This window comes from Nocardia rhamnosiphila NBRC 108938 (assembly GCF_000720425.1).
Lineage (GTDB): Bacteria > Actinomycetota > Actinomycetes > Mycobacteriales > Mycobacteriaceae > Nocardia > Nocardia rhamnosiphila.
On the sequence record NZ_JOAJ01000001.1, the window covers coordinates 339470 to 357707 of the forward strand.

The following is an 18238-nucleotide window of genomic DNA, read 5'->3' on the forward strand; positions in this document are numbered from 1 at the left end:
GGACACGAGAACCGACGAAATCGAGGCATCTCATGACACTGCTCGACGACCTGCGTGAACACCGGCTCCTCGGTATCATCCGGGGCACCGACGCCGCCGCGTCGATCGACACCGCACTGGCACTCGCCGACGAGGGCGTCCGGCTGTTCGAGATCTCCCTCACCTCGGCCGACGCGCTCCGGGTGATCGAGCAGGTCGCGACGAGACTGGACGGACAGATCCAGCTCGGCGCAGGCACCGTCCTCACGCCCGACCAGGTGATCCGGGTCCGGGACGCCGGCGCCACCTACGTCGTCACCCCGGCCGTGGCGCCTTCGGTGCCCGCGGCGATCGAGGGCGGCATCCCGGTGCTCTGCGGTGCCCTCACTCCCACCGAGATCGTCACCGCGGTCGGTCTCGGTGTGGACGCGGTGAAGATCTTCCCGGCCTCCACGATGGGCCCCGGATACTTCAAGGATCTGCGCGCACCGTTTCCCGATGTCCCGCTCGTCCCGGTCGGCGGGGTCGGCGCGGACACCGTGCCCGCGTATCTGACCAACGGCGCGATCGCGGTCGGTGTCGCGAGCCCGCTGTGCGGCGATGCCCCCGACGGCGGCGACCTGGACGGGCTGCGCCTGCGGGCGCGGTCCTTCCTGGAGGCCGTGCGGGTGCGGGCATGAGCGCGGTATCCGAGCGGGCGCTCGACGTCGTCACCTTCGGCGAGACGATGGTCGCGGTGCGCGTCGCGGGCCGGATCCAGTTCGGCGGCGATGCCACGTTGGCCGTTGCGGGTGCGGAGTCCAATGTGGCGATCGGTCTGGCCCGCCTCGGTCACCGAGTGCGGTGGGGCGGCAGGCTGGGCGCCGACGAGTCCGGTGAACTGGTGCTACGCACCCTGCGCGCGGAGAACGTCCTTGTCGACACCGCCTCCCGCGACACCGAACGCGCCACCGGCTTGGTGATGTTCGAGCAGCGGCTGCCGGACGTCACCCGCGTCGAATACCACCGCCGCGATTCTGCGGGATCCCGGCTCTGCGCGGCGGATTCCGTTGCGGCACTTACGGAGATGCCGCGGATCCTGCATCTCACCGGTGTGACACCGGCAGTGTCCGCGAGTGCCGCCGAGGCCACGACCGAGGCCGTGCGCATCGCCCGCGAAGGCGGCGCGCTGATTTCCTTCGACGTGAACTTCCGGTCTCGGCTGTGGGATATGGACACCGCCGCGGCCACGCTGCGGCCGCTGGCCCGCGCCGCGGACGTGGTGGTCGCGTCCGAGGACGAACTCGGTCTCATAGCGCGTGATCCCGCAGAGCTCATCGACTGCGGGGTATCGGAGGTGGTGATCAAACTCGGCTCGCACGGCGCCGCCGTGCACACCGCCGCCGGGGTGACCACCGCCGCGGGGCACCGGGTGAGTGTCGTCGACTCGATCGGCGCAGGCGATGCCTTCACCGCGGGATACCTGTCCGCGCTCCTCGACGGCGGCGGCGTCGCCGAACGGATCGCGCGCGGAAACACCCTCGGTGCGTTCGCGGTGTCGAGCCGCGGCGACTGGGAAGGGTTGCCCAGTCGCGACGAGCTGGTCCTGATCGCGGCCGGCTCGGGGGCGGCACTGCGATGAGCGTGGTGGGCGATTGGACCGCACTCGGCGCGGCGCGGTACGAACTCGGCGAGGGCGCGCGAGCGACGGACGACGGATTCGTGTTCGTCGATCTGCTGGCGGGAGTTCTGCTCGAGACCGACGGCGAGCCGTCCGTCGGGTCCGAGAGCGATTCGGCGGATGCGGCACGGGAACGACGGCGGCTCGACGTCCCTCTCGGTGCCGTCGCACCGCGTGCCGGCGGCGGCTGGATCGCCGCGGCCGGCACCGGGATCGCGCTGCTCGAAGTATCGAGCGGTGCGGACTCCGACGCCGCCGCCATCGGGATCGAGTGGCTGGCCCGGCCGTTCGACAACGCCCCGGTTCCGATACGGATGAACGACGGTGTCGCCGATCCCCGCGGGCGGTTCTGGGCCGGTGCGATGCCCTACGACGGCAGCCCCGGCGGCGGGCGGCTGGTGCGGGTCGAAGCCGACGGCAGCGTCCAAGTGGTTCTCGACGGGCTCACCATCCCCAACGGTCCGGCGTTCAGCCCCGACGGCGCCACCATGTATCTCGCCGACAGCGCCCGGGGGGTGATCCTGCGGTACCGAGTGGGTGAGGACGGCGGAATAGACGAGCCCGCGACGGTCTTCGCCGCGGTCGACGACGCGAGCCCCGACGGGATGACCGTCGACGCGGACGGATGCGTGTGGTCGGCGCTATGGGGTGGCCACCGACTGCACCGGTACAGCCCGGGCGGCAGGCTGATCGACGTGGTGCCCGTGCCGGTGGCGCAGCCGACGAGCATCGCGTTCAGTGCCCGTGCACCGCAACAGATCTTGGTCACGACCGCGACGCATGGGCTGACCGAGCCCGGTCCGTTCGACGGTGCCACCCTGGTCGCGTCGACGACGGTCGCGGGGCTGCCTACGGCAACCTTCGGGGGATGAGAGGTCGGCGCGCGGTGGTCCGTACCGCGTGCAGTGCTCGTGCGTCGCCGTCGGCACGGGTACTCCAGGCGATACCTCCGATCGGGAGAAGATCGCCGCCGAACTGCCGGGGCGGGTCCGGCGGAACTCGAAGATCAGCCGCCCGGCGTCAACAGCGTCGTTCCTGCCCGGAACGGGGGTGCGCTGTACCGTCGGGGATGGAAAGATGAACCGGTATATTCCCGCGGTCGACCAGTGGAGCTCAGGAGAATCCATGCCTACATCAGGAGAGTTCCCCGGCATCGGTATGCCGAGTTTCGAAGCGACCTCGTCTATGGACGGCCTGGGTCCGGTGGAAATGGAATCACCCACCCAGGACCTCGTCGTTGACGGCATACTCGACACTTTCGTCACCACCGGCCCCGATTCGATGAGTGTCTGGACCGATACCGACCTCGACGGCTACGCCGACCGGCTGAGCGTGGTGGAGAACGACGGGCGATTATTCGGCTTGGGAATACCATCGCAATCCGGATGGGACGGGCGAGTGGCGGCAGACCGATCAGGGAAAAGTAGGGGAGTGATCGGGGCGCCGGAAGCGTCGGGGCGGAGATACTCGCCGTGGGGCGGCCGGCAATTGGCAGGCTGCCGGGGGACGGCTGTTCCCGGAGCAGCCCCGGATGGCCCGCACGGCTGAACCGTGAACCCCTGCCGAACCGGCCGGCGCGCCCCAACCGGTGGCTCCTGACCCGCCCCCGTCGGAGGCGATCGCGGGTTCCGCCATCACGTCACGGCGTAACGCCGGCAGTCCGTCGGCGCGGTGCCCGGTGCTTTCGTGTTGTCGCCGTGTATCCACCACTCCGCGAGCCGCAGCACGGGCGGGGCATGATCTCACGCTGGTGTGCGTTTCATGATCAGCTCTAAGAGCCGAGTGAGATCTTCACGCCGAGCAGGTCGAGAGCGTTGTCGCGCATCACCTTCCGAGTGTCCTCGTAGGAGAACTCGGGGAACTGCGGAATATCGGCGGTGAAGGTGGTGGGATCGGCGAGCCCCTCACCGTGCGGCCAGTCGGAGCCGAACAGGACCTTCTCCACACCGATGGTCTCGGCGAGCAGTTTGACATCGTCCTCGTAGTAGGGCGCGATCCAGACATTGTTCTTCAGTTGCTCCACCGGGTCTTCCCTGAAGTGGTACGGCGCCGTGTTCGCGGCCTTCTGCAGTCGTTTGATCAACCGGTAGACGAAGTAGGAGCCGTTCTCGATGCTGACCACTTTGAGCGCCGGATGGCGGGTGAACACCTGGTGCACGATCATCGAGGCCATCGTGTCGTGGATCGCGCGGTCGTCGAGCAGGAGTTGATCCAGCGGATCCTTCTTGCCGAATCCTTCGAATGTCGCCTTACCACCCCACAGTGCGGCGATGGCGAGGTAGCCGCTGTCGGACAGGTGGAATCCCACCGGTACGCCGGCTTCGGCCAGGCGTGCCCACACCGGGTCGTGCAGTGGATCGCCGAGCGAGCGCGGTCCGTTCACGCCCGGGACCGGCGCGGGGCGCACCAGCACGAGCTTCGCGCCGCGGGCGAGCACGGATTCGACCTCTTCGACCGCCGCGTCCGGATCGGCGAGCGAGATGATCGGCGCCGAGACGAACCGGCCGTCGGGGCGATCGAAGCCCCAATCCTCGTCCAACCACAGGTTGAACGCGTGCAGAGAGGCCATGGTGGCGGGGATATCGTGCTTGAGGGCCTCCTCGACGCCGCAGGCGAAGGTCGGCAGCATGAAAACGGTTTCCAGTTTCTGCCGGTCCAGAACCTTCACCCGGGCGTCGCGGTTCTGGTACTCCGGGTGATCCGGCAGCCGGTCCAGTTTCATCAGTGAACCCGGATCCACCCCTTCGGGAATCTCGCCGCGGAACAGCAGATCGAGGCAGCCCGGCTCGACGATCGGGTCGAACGTCGGGTTGGGGACGAAGTGGTTGACCTTCTCGCCCATCAGCGCCAGCGTGCGTTTGCCGCTGGTCACCATCTGCACGCCGCGGGTCCTGAACTCCTTGGGCAGATGGCGGGTGAATGCGTCCAGCGGTTCGTAGTAGTGGTTGTCGACGTCTACGGCGAGATAATCCAGCGTCGTCATATTCCGTATCCTTTCGGTGCGACCGGTCGGGTGCGAGCGCCGGTGCCGCTAATCGGTGGCTGTGTGGGCGGTGGCCGCTTCGATCTGGGAGCGGAAGGCGGCCAGTTTCTCCGCGGCAGTGGTCTGCCGGTGGCTGCGCGCCTTGATGCCGACGTCGTGACCCGCCGAGGCCGCGCGTAGTGCGCCGACGGTCGCTTTCTCCCTCGGCACGTGGGTGAAGGGGTCGAACGAGTACCACTTCATGGCATTGAGGTGGGTCATCTTCTGAATCTCGTCGTCGGTGACCCTCTCGGCCTCGAACACCGAGTTCAGTTCCTCGGGTGCGCCCGGCCACATCGAATCGCTGTGGGGATAGTCCATTTCCCAGGCGATATTGTCGATGCCGATCTCGTGGCGCAGCCGGACGCCGATCGGGTCGCTGATGAAGCAGGTCAGGAAGTGCTCACGGAACACCTCGCTGGGCAGTTTGCCGCCGAAGTCCTGCATCGTCCAGGTGGAGTGCATATCGAAGGTGCGGTCGATGCGCTCCAGGAAGTAGGGGATCCAGCCGGTGCCGCCCTCGGACAGCCCGATCTTGAGATCGGAGTACTCCTTCACCGGGCGTGACCAGAGCAGGTCGGCCGCCGCGGACACGATATTCATCGGCTGCAGTGTGATCATCACATCCGGCGGGGAATCCGTGGCGGGGATCGAGAGTTTGCCGGACGAGCCGATGTGCACGTTGAGTACGGTGTCGGTGTCCACCAGGGCTTTCCACAGCGGGTTCCAGTACTCGTCGTGGAAGCTCGGGTAGCCGAGCACGGCGGGGTTCTCGGTGAAGGTGAGCGAGTGCACGCCCTTTTTCGACACCCGGCCCACTTCCTGCGCGCACAGTTCGGCATCCCAGATCACCGGAAGGGCCATGGGAATGAAACGGCCCGGGTAGGCACCGCACCATTCGTCGATATGCCAGTCGTTGTAGGCCCGCACCAGGGCCAGTGAGAAGTCCGAATCCTCGGTGGCGAACAGGCGGGCGGCGAAACCGGGGAAGGACGGGAAGTTCATCTGCGCCAGTACACCGCCGGCGTTCATATCCTTGACCCGTTCGTCGACGTTGTAGCAACCGGGGCGGATCTCGTCGAGGCCCTCCGGCTCCAGGCCGTATTCCTCTTTCGGGCGGCCGGCGACGGCGTTGAGCGCTACGTTCGGGATCACCCGGTCCCGGAATTTCCACATATCCGCGCCGTTTTCCATCCGTACCAGGCGCGGTGCGTCGTCGGCGTACTTCGCGGGCAGATGGTTGGCGAACATATCGGGCGGTTCGATGATGTGGTCGTCGACGCTGATGAGGATCATATCGTTCTTGTCCACGGAGGTACTCCCTTCGAGCCAGTTACTGTAAGTAAAACTATAACGCTGCCGGTGTGGCCGTTGCCGGTGGTTCGGCGGCGGTCGGGTCCGAATTTTCGATGGGCAGGCCCAGGAACCGGCGCGCGTTGTCGCCCAGGAAATCCCAGGTCCGCCGGTTGTCCATGCCCTCGGCGTATTTCCAGTACGCCCTCGGTTCGGGCAGCCCCTCCGGGTGCGGGTAGTCGGAGCCGAACATCACCCGGTCCCAGCCGACGGTGTCGACCACATCGGAGACCGAGCCCTCCCAGAACGGGCTCACCCAGATATTGCGGCGGAACACCTCGAGCGGGTCTTCGGGGAAGTTCTGCGGCATCTTCTTGGTCAGATCGGCCAGATCGTGGAACAGCGGGTGGATCCACGAGCTGCCGTTCTCCACGCTGGCGATCCGCAACCGGGGGAACCGGGTGAGGGTGCCGTGGCAGATGAGGCTGCCGATCATGTCCGAGATCTCCCGGTGCCCGAGTGCCAGCCAGCGGAACGAGCTCATGGCCATGAAGTTCTTTGTGGCGGGCGGTTCCCATTTGTTGACGTATTCGTCCAGCGGTGGCTGGCTGGCGTGCAGCACGATCGGCAGGCCCGCGTCCTCGACGTCGTGCCAGAACGGATCGAATTCGGGCAGGGCGGGGGAGCGCCAACCGTTCACGCCTTTCACCGGCGCCGGTTTGATCAGTGCGACCTTCGCGCCGTTTTCGAGGACGTACCGCAGCTCGCGCCGGGCGCCGTCGACCTCGGCGCAGTTGATGACCGGAGTACTGAATATCCGGTCCTCGTAGACGTAGCTCCAGTGCTCCAGCATCCACCGGTTCAGCGCGTGGATGATGGCCATGGTCAGCTCGGGGTCGTCGGCCGCGGAATGCTCGACCAGGCTGGCGAGGGTGGGGTAGTTGAGCGTTTCCCGGACGCCCTGGCGATCGAGTTCGGCGATCCGGTCCGCGGGGTTGCGGGTGGCGGCCGGTGCCTCGATGGCCTCGCCCTGCATTTCGCGCAGGGTCAGGCCCTCGGTGTTCTCGCCGGCGAAGAACCTCTCGTGCGCGCCGGGCGCGGCGACCCGTTCGAAGGTCGGGTTCGGGATGAAGTCGGTGATCCGGCCGTTGATCGCGATCCGGGTGTGCCGTCCGATCCGGACGTACTGCACCGCCTGCCGGTACCGCTCGGGTAGGTGCCTGGTCAGGGCATCGGCCGTCTCGTACATATGCGAGTCGGCGTCGAAGATCGGGATGTTCGGGGCTCGAGTCATATCGGTTTCTCCTGAACGGCTATTTGGCGACGAATCTGGTCGTATCGAGAATCAGGACGACCCGGTCGTCCACGTCCGCGGGGGGCTCGCAAGCGGTGTCGCCGTAGCGCTCGCCCAGCTCCGCGTAGAACTTTCCGTCCTCGTCGCCCTGCACGGTCACCAGCCAGCCGCGAACCTCCAGGCAGCGCGCCGGCGCTTCCGGATCGGTGAGCAGGAAGGAGTAGTTCGGATTGGCCTGCAGGCTGGTGAACTTTCGTCGCGGGATCGTATGGCTCATGCGCAGATGTGCGCCGTCCCAGGTGAAGCGCATGGGGGACTGCTCCGGCGACCCGTCGGGCGGCACGGTCGCGAGAACGCCCACGAGGGGCCGGCGCAGCAGGTCCTCGAGATGGCCGGGAATTTTCGAGCTCATGAATCCACCTCGCAACTAGCAGGCCGAAAGGGTTACCGTCGATATTACCGTAAGCTAACATGGCATGGCCGACGCGGCGCGGCCCATTGCCCGGCCGGGCTATACGGTAAGGCTATCGGTAGAAGCGAGGACGACCACGATGCAGCGAATGATCGCACCGGACATATCGACCTGGCCGGACGGGGACTTCCGGCTCGTCGGCGGGGCCTGCGGTGACTGCGGGGCGACGGTCTTCCCGGTCCAGGAACTGTGCCCGCGGTGCAGCCGGCCGGCGGTCGACACCGTGCATCTGCCGACCGAGGGTGTACTGGTGGCCTGGACCACTCAGGGATTTCTGCCCGGGCCGCCCTACCTCGGTGACGAGACCGCGAAGACGTTCGTCCCGTTCGGTGTCGGGCTGGTGCAACTCGGCGACGTCATCCGGGTGGAGGGCAGGCTCACCGAGAACGATCCGCACAACCTGGAATTCGGGATGCGGGTCGGGCTGACCACCGTGCCGCTCGGCACCGACGCCGACGGCAACGAGGTCCTCACTTTCGCCTTCCAGCCGCTGTAGACGACCAGGAGTTTTCAGATGAGCAACGATGTCGCGATCATCGGTGTCGGCCTGCATCCGTTCGGTCGCTTCGAGGGTAAAACGGCGATGCAGATGGGCACGGATGCCATCCGGGCCGCATTGGGTGACGCCGGGCTGGAGTGGAAGGATATCCAGTTCGCGGTGGGCGGCAGCTGGGAAGTGGCCAATCCGGACGCGATCGTGAGCCTGATGGGGCTCACCGGCCTGCCCTTCACCAACGTGTTCAATGCCTGTGCGACCGCCGCGAGCGCCACCGAGGCCTGCGCCGACGCGATCCGGCTCGGCAAATACGATATCGGGATCGCGATCGGCCTGGACAAGCATCCGCGCGGTGCGTTCACCGTCGATCCCACCCTCGTCGGGATGCCGAAATGGTACGGCGAGAACGGCCAGTATCTGACCACCCAGTTTTTCGGTATGAAGGCCAACCGGTATCTGCACGACCACGGCATCTCCCAGCGCACTCTGGCCAAGGTCGCGGCGAAGAACTACCGCAATGGCGTGCTGAACCCGAACGCGTTCCGGCGTAGGCCGATCGCCGAGGACGACATCCTGGCTGCGCCGATGCTCAACTACCCGCTGACGCACTACATGTTCTGTGCGCCGGACGAGGGGGCGGCCGCCGTGATCATGTGCCGGGCGGATCTGGCGCACCGGTTCACCGCCGAGCCGGTGTACGTGCGGGCGGTCGAGATCCGGACCCGTAGATACGGTGCCTACGAGGTGAACACGACCTATGCGCCGGTGCAGGAGGATGTCGCGCCGTCGGTCTACGCCGCGCGCGCCGCGTTCGAGTCCGCCGGTATCGCGCCGTCCGATATCGACGTCGCCCAGCTACAGGACACCGATGCCGGTGCCGAAGTGATCCATATGGCGGAAACCGGTCTGTGTGCGCACGGCGACCAGGAGAAGCTGATCGCCGAGGGTGCCACCGAGATCTCCGGCTCGATACCGGTGAACACCGATGGCGGACTCATCGCCAACGGCGAGCCGATCGGCGCCTCGGGGCTGCGGCAGTTGCACGAGCTGGTGTTGCAACTGCGCGGCACCGCGGGAGAGCGGCAGGTGCCGGGCGATCCCAAGGCGGGCTTCGCGCTGCTCTACGGTGCGCCCGGCACGGCCGGCGCCACGATCGTCACCACCTGATGGGCTCCGGTGACAGTGCCCGGCCGTTGGCCGGGCACACCCTGCTCATGTCGGGCGGGAGCCGCGGTATCGGGCCGGCCATCGCCGTCCGCGCCGCGGCGAATGGAATGTCCGGCGCCCGGATCGGTAACGGGCCCGGACCGGCAGACAGGAGAGTGCCGTGGGTGTTTTCCGGCCGGGCACGACGGCGATCATCGGGGCCGGTATCGCCGGTCTCACCACGGGCAAGATGCTCGCCGACTACGGGGTGCCCTACCTCTGTTTCGAATCGTCGGACCGGATAGGTGGTAACTGGGCGTTCGGAAATCCGAATGGGCATTCCAGCGCCTACCGATCTCTGCATATCGACACCTCGAAGTACCAGCTGTCGTTCCGTAATTTCCCGATGCCCGACGAGTATCCGGACTTCCCCCACCACAGTCTGATCAAGCAATACCTGGACGACTACACGGAATCGTTCGGGCTGCTCGGCCGGATCCGGTTCGAGACCCCGGTGGTGCGCGCCGAGCCGCGGCCGGGCGGCGGGTGGACGTTGCAGCTCGGCACCGGCGAGCGGTACGACACCGAGTTCCTGATCGTCGCGAACGGGCACCACTGGGATCCGCGTTATCCGGAGTTCCCCGGGCATTTCGACGGACAGGTCATCCACTCCCATGCCTATATCGATCCCGCCGACCCGCTCGAGCTGCGGGGTAAACGCATCCTGGTGGTGGGCCTGGGCAACAGCGCCGCCGATATCACCGTGGAGCTGTCCTCGCGGGCCCTGCGCAATACGGTCTATCTGTCCACCCGCTCCGGCTCCTGGATCGTGCCGAAGTATATGGCGGGCCGCCCGCTCGACCGGTACGCGGCGAATGTGCAGTACGTACCGCGGTCACTGTTCCGTCCCCTGGTCAACACCGTCGCCGAGTTCATCTCCGGCGATCCGGGCCGGTTGGGTCTGCCGCGGCCCCGGCACCGGTTCCTCGACGCCCACGGCACCCAGTCGGTCGAACTGCCGCTGCGGCTCGGGTCCGGTGACGTGATCCCGAAACCGGATATCGACCGGCTGGACGGCCCCACGGTGCGGTTCGCCGACGGGACCAGCGCCGAGACCGACGTGATCGTCTACGCCACCGGTTACAACGTCACGTTCCCGTTCTTCGCGCCCGAAGTCGTCAGCGCGCCGGACAACCGGATCCGCCTCTACAAACGCATCTTCCGGCCCGGTATGCCCGACCTCGCATTCGCCGGTTTCGCGCAATCGGTGCCGACCCTGTTCCCGTTCGTCGAATGCCAGGCCCGCCTCATCGCCGCCTACGCCGCCGGTGCATACCTCCCGCCCGCACCGGCGCTGATGGAGCAGGTCATCACCGCCGACGAGGAGTTCTACCTCGGGCAGGTGCTGGACCGGCCGCGGCACACCCAGCAGGTCGATTTCTACCACTACGAACGACAGTTGCGTACCCGGGAACTGCCCGAAGGCCGACGGCGGGCCCGGCGCGCGGCAGCACCCGCGTGATCGGTGTACGGCCGGCGCGGGGCCGCGGGGAGCGCATGGTGCCCGGCAGCCCGGTCCACGCCGACCGCACCCGGTTCGTCAGGTGAAATCCGAACCGCCGTCGACATTCACATTGGCGCCGGTCATGTACGAGTTGCGCCGGGAGGCGAGAAAGGCCACCACCGGGCCGATTTCCTCGGGTAGCCCGGCGCGCGGCAGCTGGGCAGGATGGCCGAAATGCTCGCCGATGGCGGCCATGAGGCGGTAGGGGTCGGCACTGTCCACGCCGACCGAGCGGGCCCAGCTCTGTAGTGCCGGTGTCATGAAGGTACCCGGCGAGACCACGTTGACCAGGATCTCCTCCGGCGCCAGCAACAGGGACAGGTTCTTGGAAATGCTGGTGACCATCGCCTTGGCGGCGGTGTAGGCCACCAGGCCGGTGCTCTGCCGCTGGGTGGAGTGCGCGGAGAAGTTCACGATACGAGCCCATTCGGCGCGGCGCAGCAGCGGTAGCGCGGCCTGGACACAGTTGACCATCGTCATCGCCCCGTGGTCGATCGCCTCGCGCCATTGTTCGGGGGTGAGGGTGTCGAAGGTGCCCTGGACATCCGGCCCGACCGCGTTGATCAGGACGTTGAGCCCGCCACCCCACCGGTCGGCGAGTTCGTCGAAGCGTACGTCGACTGCCGCGGGGTCGCGGACGTCCGTGGCCAAACCGACCGCGTCCGGGCTGCCGTGCTCGGCGAGGTCGCGGGCCGCGTCGGCGACACCGGTCGCGGAGCGGCCGATGACCGCCACGCGGGCGCCTTCCCCGGCCAGGCTTCGCGCGGTGGCCAGACCCATGCCGCTGCTTCCGCCCACCACGACCGCGGTCGCGCCGGTGAGTCCCAGGTCCATCGTCGGTGTCTCCTGTTCGTTCAGAGGTGCGCGCCGGCGGCGCGTACGAGGTCGAGCGTGCCGAGCTCACGGATCGCGCGGCAGCTGCGGCGCAGCATCACCCGGAACAGTTCCTCGCCGCGTTCGGTCGGGGCGGCGAATGCGGTACCGAGCGCGATGATCAACGGGCCCTGCAGCATTCCGAGCCGGTAGTCGAGCAGGCAGGTGTCCAGGTCGTAGTCGCGTACGCCGTACCGGAGCAGGGCCGCGTGGTAGGCCCCGACCAGTTCGGTTTCTGTCGCCGCCCGCATTCCCGGCTCCAGGCAGGTGCCGGTGAAGTAGGCCAGATCGCGGGCGGGTAGGCCGACGCCGAGGGTCTGCCAGTCGACCACGTAGAACCGCGAATCGTCGAAGAGCATGTTGTCCAGCCGGTAGTCGCCGTGCATCAGCGCGTATCGCCCGGTATCGGCCAGCAGCCACGGGGTGATCAGTTCCAGCGCGGCCCGCAGGGTGTCTCGCTCTTCGCCGGACAGTGCGGGACCGATACGTTCCAGCGTGGCGGGCAGCGCCATGGCGGCCACCTGCCCGAGGCCGTCGGCTGCCGCCGCGTCACCGGGCTTGGGCATCGCGCCCACCGGAAGGGTCAGCCAGTCCGGATCGCACCACGAGGGGCCGTGCAGACCGGCCAGCGCCGTCACCGCTCGTAGTGCGACCGCCTCGCCGCATCCTGCCACCTGATCGCCGGGCGCCGCCGGAGCCAGATCGTCGAGCAGCAGGACGAACTCGGAGGCGTCGTCGTTCATGGCGCTGTGGTGGCAGCGCGGTACCGGGACCATTGTCTGCTGCGCGATTCCGGAGTAGAACTCCACCTCGCTGCGGTAACCCAGGGTGACCCCGGCGCGTACACCGTCGTCCTGAGCGGGGAGTTTCACCACGAAAGTGCCCGGTAGCCGCGTGGTGGGCGGTGTCCGGTAACTCGCCGTGAGCCGGTAGGTGGCACCGGTCTGACCGGTGCCGATCGGCTCCACGTCCACCCGCTCGACCGGCGCTGTCCCGGTGCCGCCGAGTGCGGCGGTGAGCCACTCCGCGGTGAGGGCGTCCGGCCGTCCCGGGATGGCCGGGCTCTCGGCCCGGGAATTCTCATGGTCCATCCGCGTTCCTTCCGGCAATGAAACTGTAATGCCAACGGTATACTTTACCGGACGATGCCGATGCGGCCATGTGGATCGCAGGGAATCGATACCGGTGGCTGCGGTCGCCGGCGGGCGGTCCGCCGAGCCGGCCACTGCGCGGAGAGGACGAGATGACGAACGCACGAGGCTGGAAGGAAACGCTCGAGGACCTGGACTGCCGCCGGGAGCGGTCGGCGGCCATGGGCGGGCCCGAGCGGGTCGCCAAACACCGGGCGAAGGGCAAGCTGACCGCGCGGGAGCGGGTCACCTATCTGCTCGATCCGGGAACGTTCCAGGAATTCGGCGCCCTGGTGGGCGGTGAGGTCGCCGCCGACGCCGTGGTCACCGGCTCGGGCCTGATCCATGGGACACCGGTCATGGTGGGCGCGGAGGACTTCACCACCATGGCGGGAACCATCGCGCCGGGCAGCAACGCCAAACGCTATCGCCTGGCCGAACTGGCCGTACGAAACAAGGTCCCGCTGGTGATGCTGCTGGAGGGCGCGGGGTTCCGGCCCGCCGGCGCGCACTACGGGCGGACCCCCACCGATCTGCTCGCCCAGGCCCGGTGTTCGGGCCGGGTGCCCGTGGTCACCGGGGTGCTCGGTGCCTCGGCCGGCCACGGCGCGCTCATCGCACCGGTATCGGATTTCGCGATCATGAGCAGGCAGGGCGCGATCTTCACCGCGGGCCCGCCGGTGGTGCGGGAGTCGACCGGCGAGGACATCAGCAAAGAGGACCTCGGCGGCCCCGGTGTGGCGGTGCCGAGCGGCCTGATCCACAATCTCGCCGACAACGACGAGGAGGCACTCGACGATATCCGGCGGTATCTCTCCTACTTCCCGTCCAGCGCGTGGTCGTACCCGCCCGCACTGCTCTCCGACGATTCCACCGAGCCGCGGCCTACCCCGGAACTGCTGGACATCATCTCGCGGGACAACCGCAACTCCTACGACGTCCGGGCGGTGCTCGACGTGGTCTTCGATACGCCCGACTGGTTCGAAGTCCAACCCGGGTACGGCACCGCGATGGTCTGCGCCCTGGCGCATCTCGGCGGGCACCCGGTGGCGGTGGTCGCCAACCAGCCACAGGTGATCGCCGGCTCGATCGACACCGCCGCCGCCGAGAAGGCCGCCCACTTCATCTCGGTGGCGGATTCCTTCCACCTGCCGCTGGTGTTCCTCGCCGACAATCCGGGCATGCTCCCCGGCAGCGAATCCGAACGCGAAGGTGTCCTGCGTGCGGGCGCCCGGATGTTCGTCGCCCAGACCACGGCCACCACGATCAAACTGCACGTGACGCTGCGTAAGGCGTACGGGTTCGGTTCGATGGTCATGTCGCTCATCGGCTTCGACAACCAGACCGCGGCCTTCGCCTACCCCGGCGCCACCATGGGGGCGATGAGCGCGGCGGCCCTCGGCCTGGCTTCGGGCGCGGACGAGGATATCGCCGCACAGTTGCGGGAAGTGGAACTCCTGGCGTCCTACCACTCCGCCGAGCACATGGGTTTCGACGAGCTCATCCGCCCCGAAGAAACTCGCGAAGTGTTGCTCACAGCCCTTCGTCGCGGAATCTTCGCGCGCCAAGAGGTGCCGGAACCGGTGACGCGCGCGGCAATCGTGCCGTGAGTCGGGTGCGCTTTCCGGCCAACCACCCGGAAAGCGCGGTCGATCGTAGGGCCCTTGCTCATGGCCCCGGTCGACCGGATGGTGTCGAGGCGCGGGTCCACGTGCGACAGTTCCGGTTGCCGGTCCTACTTTGGCGTGGGCGGACAACAACGAGGATCTGGCCACCGAAACTCGCCGTCGACGGGTGAGGTGGTAGGCAGAGCACCACGATTGGGCGTGCTGTTGCCTGCACGGCGGCGTCCGGCGGCCATCTTCCGATATCGGCAATACGTAGGGAAAGAGGTACCGGAGCCGACCGATCCGCGAAGCCTCGTGGTGCCCGCGGTTCAGGAATTCACCTTCACAGGACCACCCGAGGCGTACGGTCAGGTGCTCTCTGGTAGGGGATCCGTACGGCGGTCGGTCGGCGCCGGGGCCGCCACACGCGGATTGTTCGCGACCCGGTGGGCCGCCGCGACCGCACCCAACCCGATGAGACCCATACCGACGATCCACAGGATGGGACCGAAATCGGACCCGGTGGCGAGTAGCAGTGTCCCGCAGACCAGCGGGGCGGTCCCGCCACCGAGCACGGTGCCGATGTCCTGGCCGAAATTCGAGGCGGTGTAGCGGATGGCGGGTGGGAAGAGCTCGGCGATGAAGCCGAACCCCGGCGCCATGATCATGTTGGTGAGTACGAGGTAGGTCCCCATGCCCGCGAACAGCAGGACGGGATGCTCGGTTTCGGACAGGAGCCAGAAGATGGGCACCGACCCCACAATGAACAGTGTGAGTACGACGGTGAGCATTCGGCGTTGCCCGAAGCGGTCCGTCAGTGCGCCGGCGAGCGGAACCCACAGTGCGCCGAACACCATCGCCGTCGCGTAAGTGATGAGGACCGTGGCCGTAGGCAGTTCCCTGTTACCGGCGAGGTAGACGCCGAACCATTGCGCGACACCCGGCGTGCCGTTCACGCCGATGGCGATACCGCCCGCGACGAGCACGGTGCGCCAGTGCCCCCCGAGGACCGGGCTCCTTCGGGGAACAGGGTTACTTGCCCCAGGGAACGGCTTTGACGTACCCGCCGGCGTCGACGCGAAGCTGGCTTCCGGTGATGTAGCGGGAATCGTCGCCGGCGAGGAAGACGATCAGGTTCGATACGTCCTGGGGTTCGATATAGGGTACCGGCATCCCCTGCATCGCCGGGAACGCCGCCTCCGCCTCCGCGCGGGTGGGCGCCTCCTTGTCGGGACGGAAGACCTTGTACATCCCTTCGTTGTGCAACATATCGGTGTTCACGTTCGTCGGATGCACCGCGTTGACCCGGATCATCCTGCGGGCCAGCTGGTTGGCCAGATCGTTGACATAGTGCGCGACGACCTGTTTGGCGAAGCTGTAGGCGGACCCGCCCGGCCCCTGTTTCGTGGAGCTGCCGAGCTGCGCCGCCAGCGATCCGGTCGCGATGATCGAGGCCCCGGATTCGAGATGCGGCAGACTCGCCTGCACCACGTTGAAGACACCGACGAGGTCGGTGTCGATGGTGTCCGACCAGGATCGGATCGTCTGGACTTCGCCCATGGGAGCGATTCCGGCATTGGCGACCACGATGTCCAGCCGTCCCAGTGCCTCGACCCCTTGCGCGACCGCGCTCCACACCGCGCTGCGCTCACGGACATCGACGATGATCGGATGCGCTCGGACGCCCTCCTTTTCGATCAGCCGGGCGGTTTCCTCGAGATCCTCCGGCCGTGCCAGCGGATAGGTATTCCCCTCGAGATCCGCGCAGATATCGAGCGCGATCACGCTCGCGCCCGCCGCGGCGAGTTCGACCGCGTGTGACCGCCCTTGCCCGCGCGCGGCGCCCGAAACCACCGCGACCTTGCCATCCAGTTTTCCCACCGGACCGTCCTTCCGATTGTTCTGTGCGTGTGTTCGTCTGTGCGAGTGGTCAGCCGTGGGCCGCCACCCGATGACCGATGGTCTTCGTCTCGAGGTACTGCTGGAAGCCCTCCAGGCCGCACTGCCGGCCCACACCGCTGTTCTTGTAGCCGCCGAACGGGGCGTCGGCGCCGTAGTACATCCCGCCGTTGACCCCGACGGCCCCGGCCCGGATCCGACGCGCGATACCCATCCCGCGGTCGGCCGAGGCGGACAGCACCGCGCCGGCGAGACCGTATTCGCTGTCGTTGGCGAGGCGTACCGCCTCGTCGTCGTCGGAGAACGGGGTCATCACCAGCACCGGACCGAAGATCTCCGCCCGCGCGATGGGCAGGCTCGAGTCCTCGCAGACGAATACGGTCGGCTCGACGTAGTGGCCGTCGGCCAGATGGGGCGGCAGGTCTTTCGGCGTACCGCCGCCGACGACCAGGCGGGCGCCGTCGCGGACCGCCCGGTCGTAGGCGTCGAGCACTTTGGTGCGCTGCGCCGCGCTGATCAACGGCCCGACCATGGTTTCCGGCAGCGCCGGATCGCCCACGGGTACCGCCTGGAATGCCGCCGCGACACCGCTGATCATCTCGTCGAAAATCGACCGATGCACCAGCATGCGGCTCGTCGCGGCGCAGGCCTGCCCGGCGTGTACGCAGACACCGGCCGCGCTGCGCAGCGCGGCCCGGGGATCGGCGTCCGCGCAGACGATGAGCGCGGATTTGCCGCCCAGCTCGAGGAAAGTCCGCTTTATGGTGTCCGCGCCCCGGCGCATGAGTATGCGGCCGACCGCGGTCGAACCTGTGAACGAGATGAGATCGACGCGCGGATCGGTGGCCAGCAGTTCGGCCACCTCGTTCGATGGGGTGGGGACGACATTCACCACACCGGCGGGGAAATCGGTGCGCTCGGCGATGAGCCGCCCGAGCCGGGTCGCGTTCCATGGGGTGTTCGGGTCCGGTTTCAACACCACCGTATTGCCCGCGGCCAGCGCGGGGCCCAATTTGTTGAGTACGACCTCGACCGGGAAGTTCGACGGGCAGATCGCGGCAACCACACCCACCGGCTCCTGGACGACCGTGCGTACGTTGCGGTCGCCGAACAGGCCACCACCGGAGAGTTCACGTTCCCAGTGGAATTCGTCGATCAAGCCTGCCGGGTAGCGCAGTGCTTCGGCCAGCGGCCAGTCCAATTGGGCGATCCGGGTGGTGGCGATCGGACAGCCGACCTCGGCCACCAGTTCCTCGCGCAGGAATTCGCTGTCGGCCTCGAGCGCCTGCTGTAGTTGTTCCAGGCAGCGCCGCCGCAGCGCCCGGTTCGTGGACCAGTCGGTCTCGTCGAAGGCATGCCGGGCCGCGGCGATCGCGCGCAGCATATCCGCGGCGCCCGCCGCGGCGGTACTGCCGAGGACCTGTCCGGTGGCCGGACTGACATTGTCGAATGTTTCGCCCGAGGCGGCCGCGACCAGCTCCGCCCCGATGAGCATACGGAATTCGCGGCGTTCGCCTGCCCGGCGACCCAGTGCCGTACTGGGGGCAGCGTCCTGCCCGTCGACCTCGCTCACATCTTCCTCCTGCCCCGCGGCACCCAACGCCGACGAGTTTTCTTACCGTATCAGTAACAGTATTAATTACGGTATAGCCACCTTGTTGCGTCCCCCTCGGCGGATTCCTAGGATGGAAGCTCCTCTACCAGCGAATTCGATGCGGGGCCCGCTCGATGTCGAGCCGTTTGCGCCGTTTGCTCTCCTGTTTCCGGAGCAGACTCTATAGTCTCAGTAACTGTAAAACATAC

17 protein-coding genes and 1 pseudogene are annotated in these 18238 nt (G+C 67.4%); 9 read left to right on the top strand and 9 right to left on the bottom strand.

Features of this window, described 5'->3' with window-relative positions; translation table 11 throughout:
• The first annotated feature begins 32 nt into the window (after positions 1-32).
• The 4 genes from IG75_RS0101685 to IG75_RS40840 all read left to right on the top strand — a co-directional run bounded on the left by IG75_RS0101685 (position 33) and on the right by IG75_RS40840 (position 3187).
• The gene (locus IG75_RS0101685; protein ID WP_030519328.1) at positions 33-659 is read left to right on the top strand and encodes a bifunctional 4-hydroxy-2-oxoglutarate aldolase/2-dehydro-3-deoxy-phosphogluconate aldolase; all 627 of its coding nucleotides are present in this window, start codon (positions 33-35) and stop codon (positions 657-659) included.
• Positions 656-1600 carry a sugar kinase gene (locus IG75_RS0101690; RefSeq protein ID WP_030519329.1) on the top strand — a complete coding sequence of 315 codons (945 nt, stop codon included), beginning with the start codon at positions 656-658 and terminating at the stop codon, positions 1598-1600. Before IG75_RS0101685 ends, IG75_RS0101690 begins: the two co-directional genes overlap by 4 nt.
• Positions 1597-2511, top strand: coding sequence for an SMP-30/gluconolactonase/LRE family protein (locus IG75_RS0101695; protein ID WP_051714100.1), 915 nt, complete (start codon positions 1597-1599; stop codon positions 2509-2511). The genes IG75_RS0101690 and IG75_RS0101695 overlap by 4 nt, the downstream gene beginning before the upstream one ends.
• Before the next feature lie 253 nt (positions 2512-2764).
• Positions 2765-3187, top strand: coding sequence for a DUF6802 family protein (locus IG75_RS40840; RefSeq protein WP_245713124.1), 423 nt, complete (start codon positions 2765-2767; stop codon positions 3185-3187).
• 223 nt (positions 3188-3410) lie between these two features.
• On the opposite strand, the gene IG75_RS0101700 is transcribed toward IG75_RS40840, so the two are convergent.
• The 4 genes from IG75_RS0101700 to IG75_RS0101715 are packed head-to-tail and all read right to left on the bottom strand — an operon-like array spanning position 3411 to position 7660.
• On the bottom strand, positions 3411-4622 hold the full coding sequence (locus tag IG75_RS0101700) for an amidohydrolase family protein (protein WP_030519331.1): 1212 nt from the start codon (positions 4620-4622) through the stop codon (positions 3411-3413).
• 48 nt (positions 4623-4670) lie between these two features.
• Positions 4671-5972, bottom strand: a complete 1302-nt coding sequence (locus IG75_RS0101705; protein ID WP_030519332.1) for an amidohydrolase family protein — start codon at positions 5970-5972, stop codon at positions 4671-4673.
• A 37-nt stretch (positions 5973-6009) separates the two neighbouring features.
• Positions 6010-7248: an amidohydrolase family protein gene (locus tag IG75_RS0101710; protein ID WP_030519333.1), complete on the bottom strand. Its 1239-nt coding sequence runs from the start codon at positions 7246-7248 to the stop codon at positions 6010-6012.
• 19 nt (positions 7249-7267) lie between these two features.
• A complete protein-coding gene (locus tag IG75_RS0101715; RefSeq protein ID WP_030519334.1) occupies positions 7268-7660 on the bottom strand; it encodes a pyridoxamine 5'-phosphate oxidase family protein in 393 nt (130 codons plus the stop codon).
• Between the two features lie 139 nt (positions 7661-7799).
• Between IG75_RS0101715 and IG75_RS0101720 the strand changes: the two genes are divergently transcribed.
• The 4 genes and pseudogenes from IG75_RS0101720 to IG75_RS0101730 all read left to right on the top strand — a co-directional run bounded on the left by IG75_RS0101720 (position 7800) and on the right by IG75_RS0101730 (position 10884).
• A complete protein-coding gene (locus IG75_RS0101720; RefSeq protein WP_030519335.1) occupies positions 7800-8216 on the top strand; it encodes a Zn-ribbon domain-containing OB-fold protein in 417 nt (138 codons plus the stop codon).
• 18 nt (positions 8217-8234) lie between these two features.
• On the top strand, positions 8235-9383 hold the full coding sequence (locus tag IG75_RS0101725; RefSeq protein WP_030519336.1) for a thiolase family protein: 1149 nt from the start codon (positions 8235-8237) through the stop codon (positions 9381-9383).
• Positions 9383-9491, top strand: a pseudogene (locus tag IG75_RS40055) (SDR family oxidoreductase); the annotation flags it as partial. The gene IG75_RS0101725 and the pseudogene IG75_RS40055, both read left to right, overlap by 1 nt.
• 52 nt (positions 9492-9543) lie before the next feature.
• The gene (locus tag IG75_RS0101730; RefSeq protein ID WP_030519337.1) at positions 9544-10884 is read left to right on the top strand and encodes a flavin-containing monooxygenase; all 1341 of its coding nucleotides are present in this window, start codon (positions 9544-9546) and stop codon (positions 10882-10884) included.
• Positions 10885-10962: 78 nt separating this feature from the next.
• Here the strand turns inward: IG75_RS0101730 and IG75_RS0101740 are convergent, their stop codons facing one another.
• Entirely contained in the window at positions 10963-11760 is a 798-nt protein-coding gene (locus IG75_RS0101740) for an SDR family NAD(P)-dependent oxidoreductase (RefSeq protein WP_030519338.1), read from the bottom strand.
• 20 nt (positions 11761-11780) lie between these two features.
• The gene (locus tag IG75_RS0101745) at positions 11781-12890 is read right to left on the bottom strand and encodes a phosphotransferase family protein (RefSeq protein WP_030519339.1); all 1110 of its coding nucleotides are present in this window, start codon (positions 12888-12890) and stop codon (positions 11781-11783) included.
• Positions 12891-13042: 152 nt separating this feature from the next.
• On the opposite strand from IG75_RS0101745, the gene IG75_RS0101750 reads away from it, so the two are divergent.
• Complete coding sequence (locus tag IG75_RS0101750; protein WP_030519340.1) at positions 13043-14539, top strand: acyl-CoA carboxylase subunit beta; 1497 nt, start codon at positions 13043-13045, stop codon at positions 14537-14539.
• Between the two features lie 365 nt (positions 14540-14904).
• Here the strand turns inward: IG75_RS0101750 and IG75_RS0101755 are convergent, their stop codons facing one another.
• The 3 genes from IG75_RS0101755 to IG75_RS0101765 are packed head-to-tail and all read right to left on the bottom strand — an operon-like array spanning position 14905 to position 17930.
• On the bottom strand, positions 14905-15645 hold the full coding sequence (locus IG75_RS0101755) for an MFS transporter (RefSeq protein WP_345703655.1): 741 nt from the start codon (positions 15643-15645) through the stop codon (positions 14905-14907).
• A complete protein-coding gene (locus IG75_RS0101760; RefSeq protein WP_030519342.1) occupies positions 15569-16417 on the bottom strand; it encodes a mycofactocin-coupled SDR family oxidoreductase in 849 nt (282 codons plus the stop codon). Before IG75_RS0101760 ends, IG75_RS0101755 begins: the two co-directional genes overlap by 77 nt.
• Positions 16418-16466: 49 nt before the next feature.
• The gene (locus tag IG75_RS0101765) at positions 16467-17930 is read right to left on the bottom strand and encodes an aldehyde dehydrogenase family protein (protein WP_174561163.1); all 1464 of its coding nucleotides are present in this window, start codon (positions 17928-17930) and stop codon (positions 16467-16469) included.
• Between the last annotated feature and the right edge of the window lie 308 nt (positions 17931-18238).

Bases quoted from the DNA above. Each gene is read 5' to 3' on its own strand.
- IG75_RS0101745 (WP_030519339.1), bottom strand. From the start codon at position 12,890: ATGGACCATGAGAATTCCCGGGCCGAGAGCCCGGCCATCCCGGGACGG.
- IG75_RS0101725 (WP_030519336.1), top strand. From the start codon at position 8,235: ATGAGCAACGATGTCGCGATCATCGGTGTCGGCCTGCATCCGTTCGGT.
- IG75_RS0101685 (WP_030519328.1), top strand. From the start codon at position 33: ATGACACTGCTCGACGACCTGCGTGAACACCGGCTCCTCGGTATCATC.
- IG75_RS0101750 (WP_030519340.1), top strand. From the start codon at position 13,043: ATGACGAACGCACGAGGCTGGAAGGAAACGCTCGAGGACCTGGACTGC.
- IG75_RS0101715 (WP_030519334.1), bottom strand. From the start codon at position 7,660: ATGAGCTCGAAAATTCCCGGCCATCTCGAGGACCTGCTGCGCCGGCCC.
- IG75_RS0101700 (WP_030519331.1), bottom strand. From the start codon at position 4,622: ATGACGACGCTGGATTATCTCGCCGTAGACGTCGACAACCACTACTAC.
- IG75_RS0101690 (WP_030519329.1), top strand. From the start codon at position 656: ATGAGCGCGGTATCCGAGCGGGCGCTCGACGTCGTCACCTTCGGCGAG.
- IG75_RS0101740 (WP_030519338.1), bottom strand. From the start codon at position 11,760: ATGGACCTGGGACTCACCGGCGCGACCGCGGTCGTGGTGGGCGGAAGC.
- IG75_RS0101720 (WP_030519335.1), top strand. From the start codon at position 7,800: ATGCAGCGAATGATCGCACCGGACATATCGACCTGGCCGGACGGGGAC.
- IG75_RS0101765 (WP_174561163.1), bottom strand. From the start codon at position 17,930: ATGCTCATCGGGGCGGAGCTGGTCGCGGCCGCCTCGGGCGAAACATTC.
- IG75_RS0101710 (WP_030519333.1), bottom strand. From the start codon at position 7,248: ATGACTCGAGCCCCGAACATCCCGATCTTCGACGCCGACTCGCATATG.
- IG75_RS40840 (WP_245713124.1), top strand. From the start codon at position 2,765: ATGCCTACATCAGGAGAGTTCCCCGGCATCGGTATGCCGAGTTTCGAA.
- IG75_RS0101695 (WP_051714100.1), top strand. From the start codon at position 1,597: ATGAGCGTGGTGGGCGATTGGACCGCACTCGGCGCGGCGCGGTACGAA.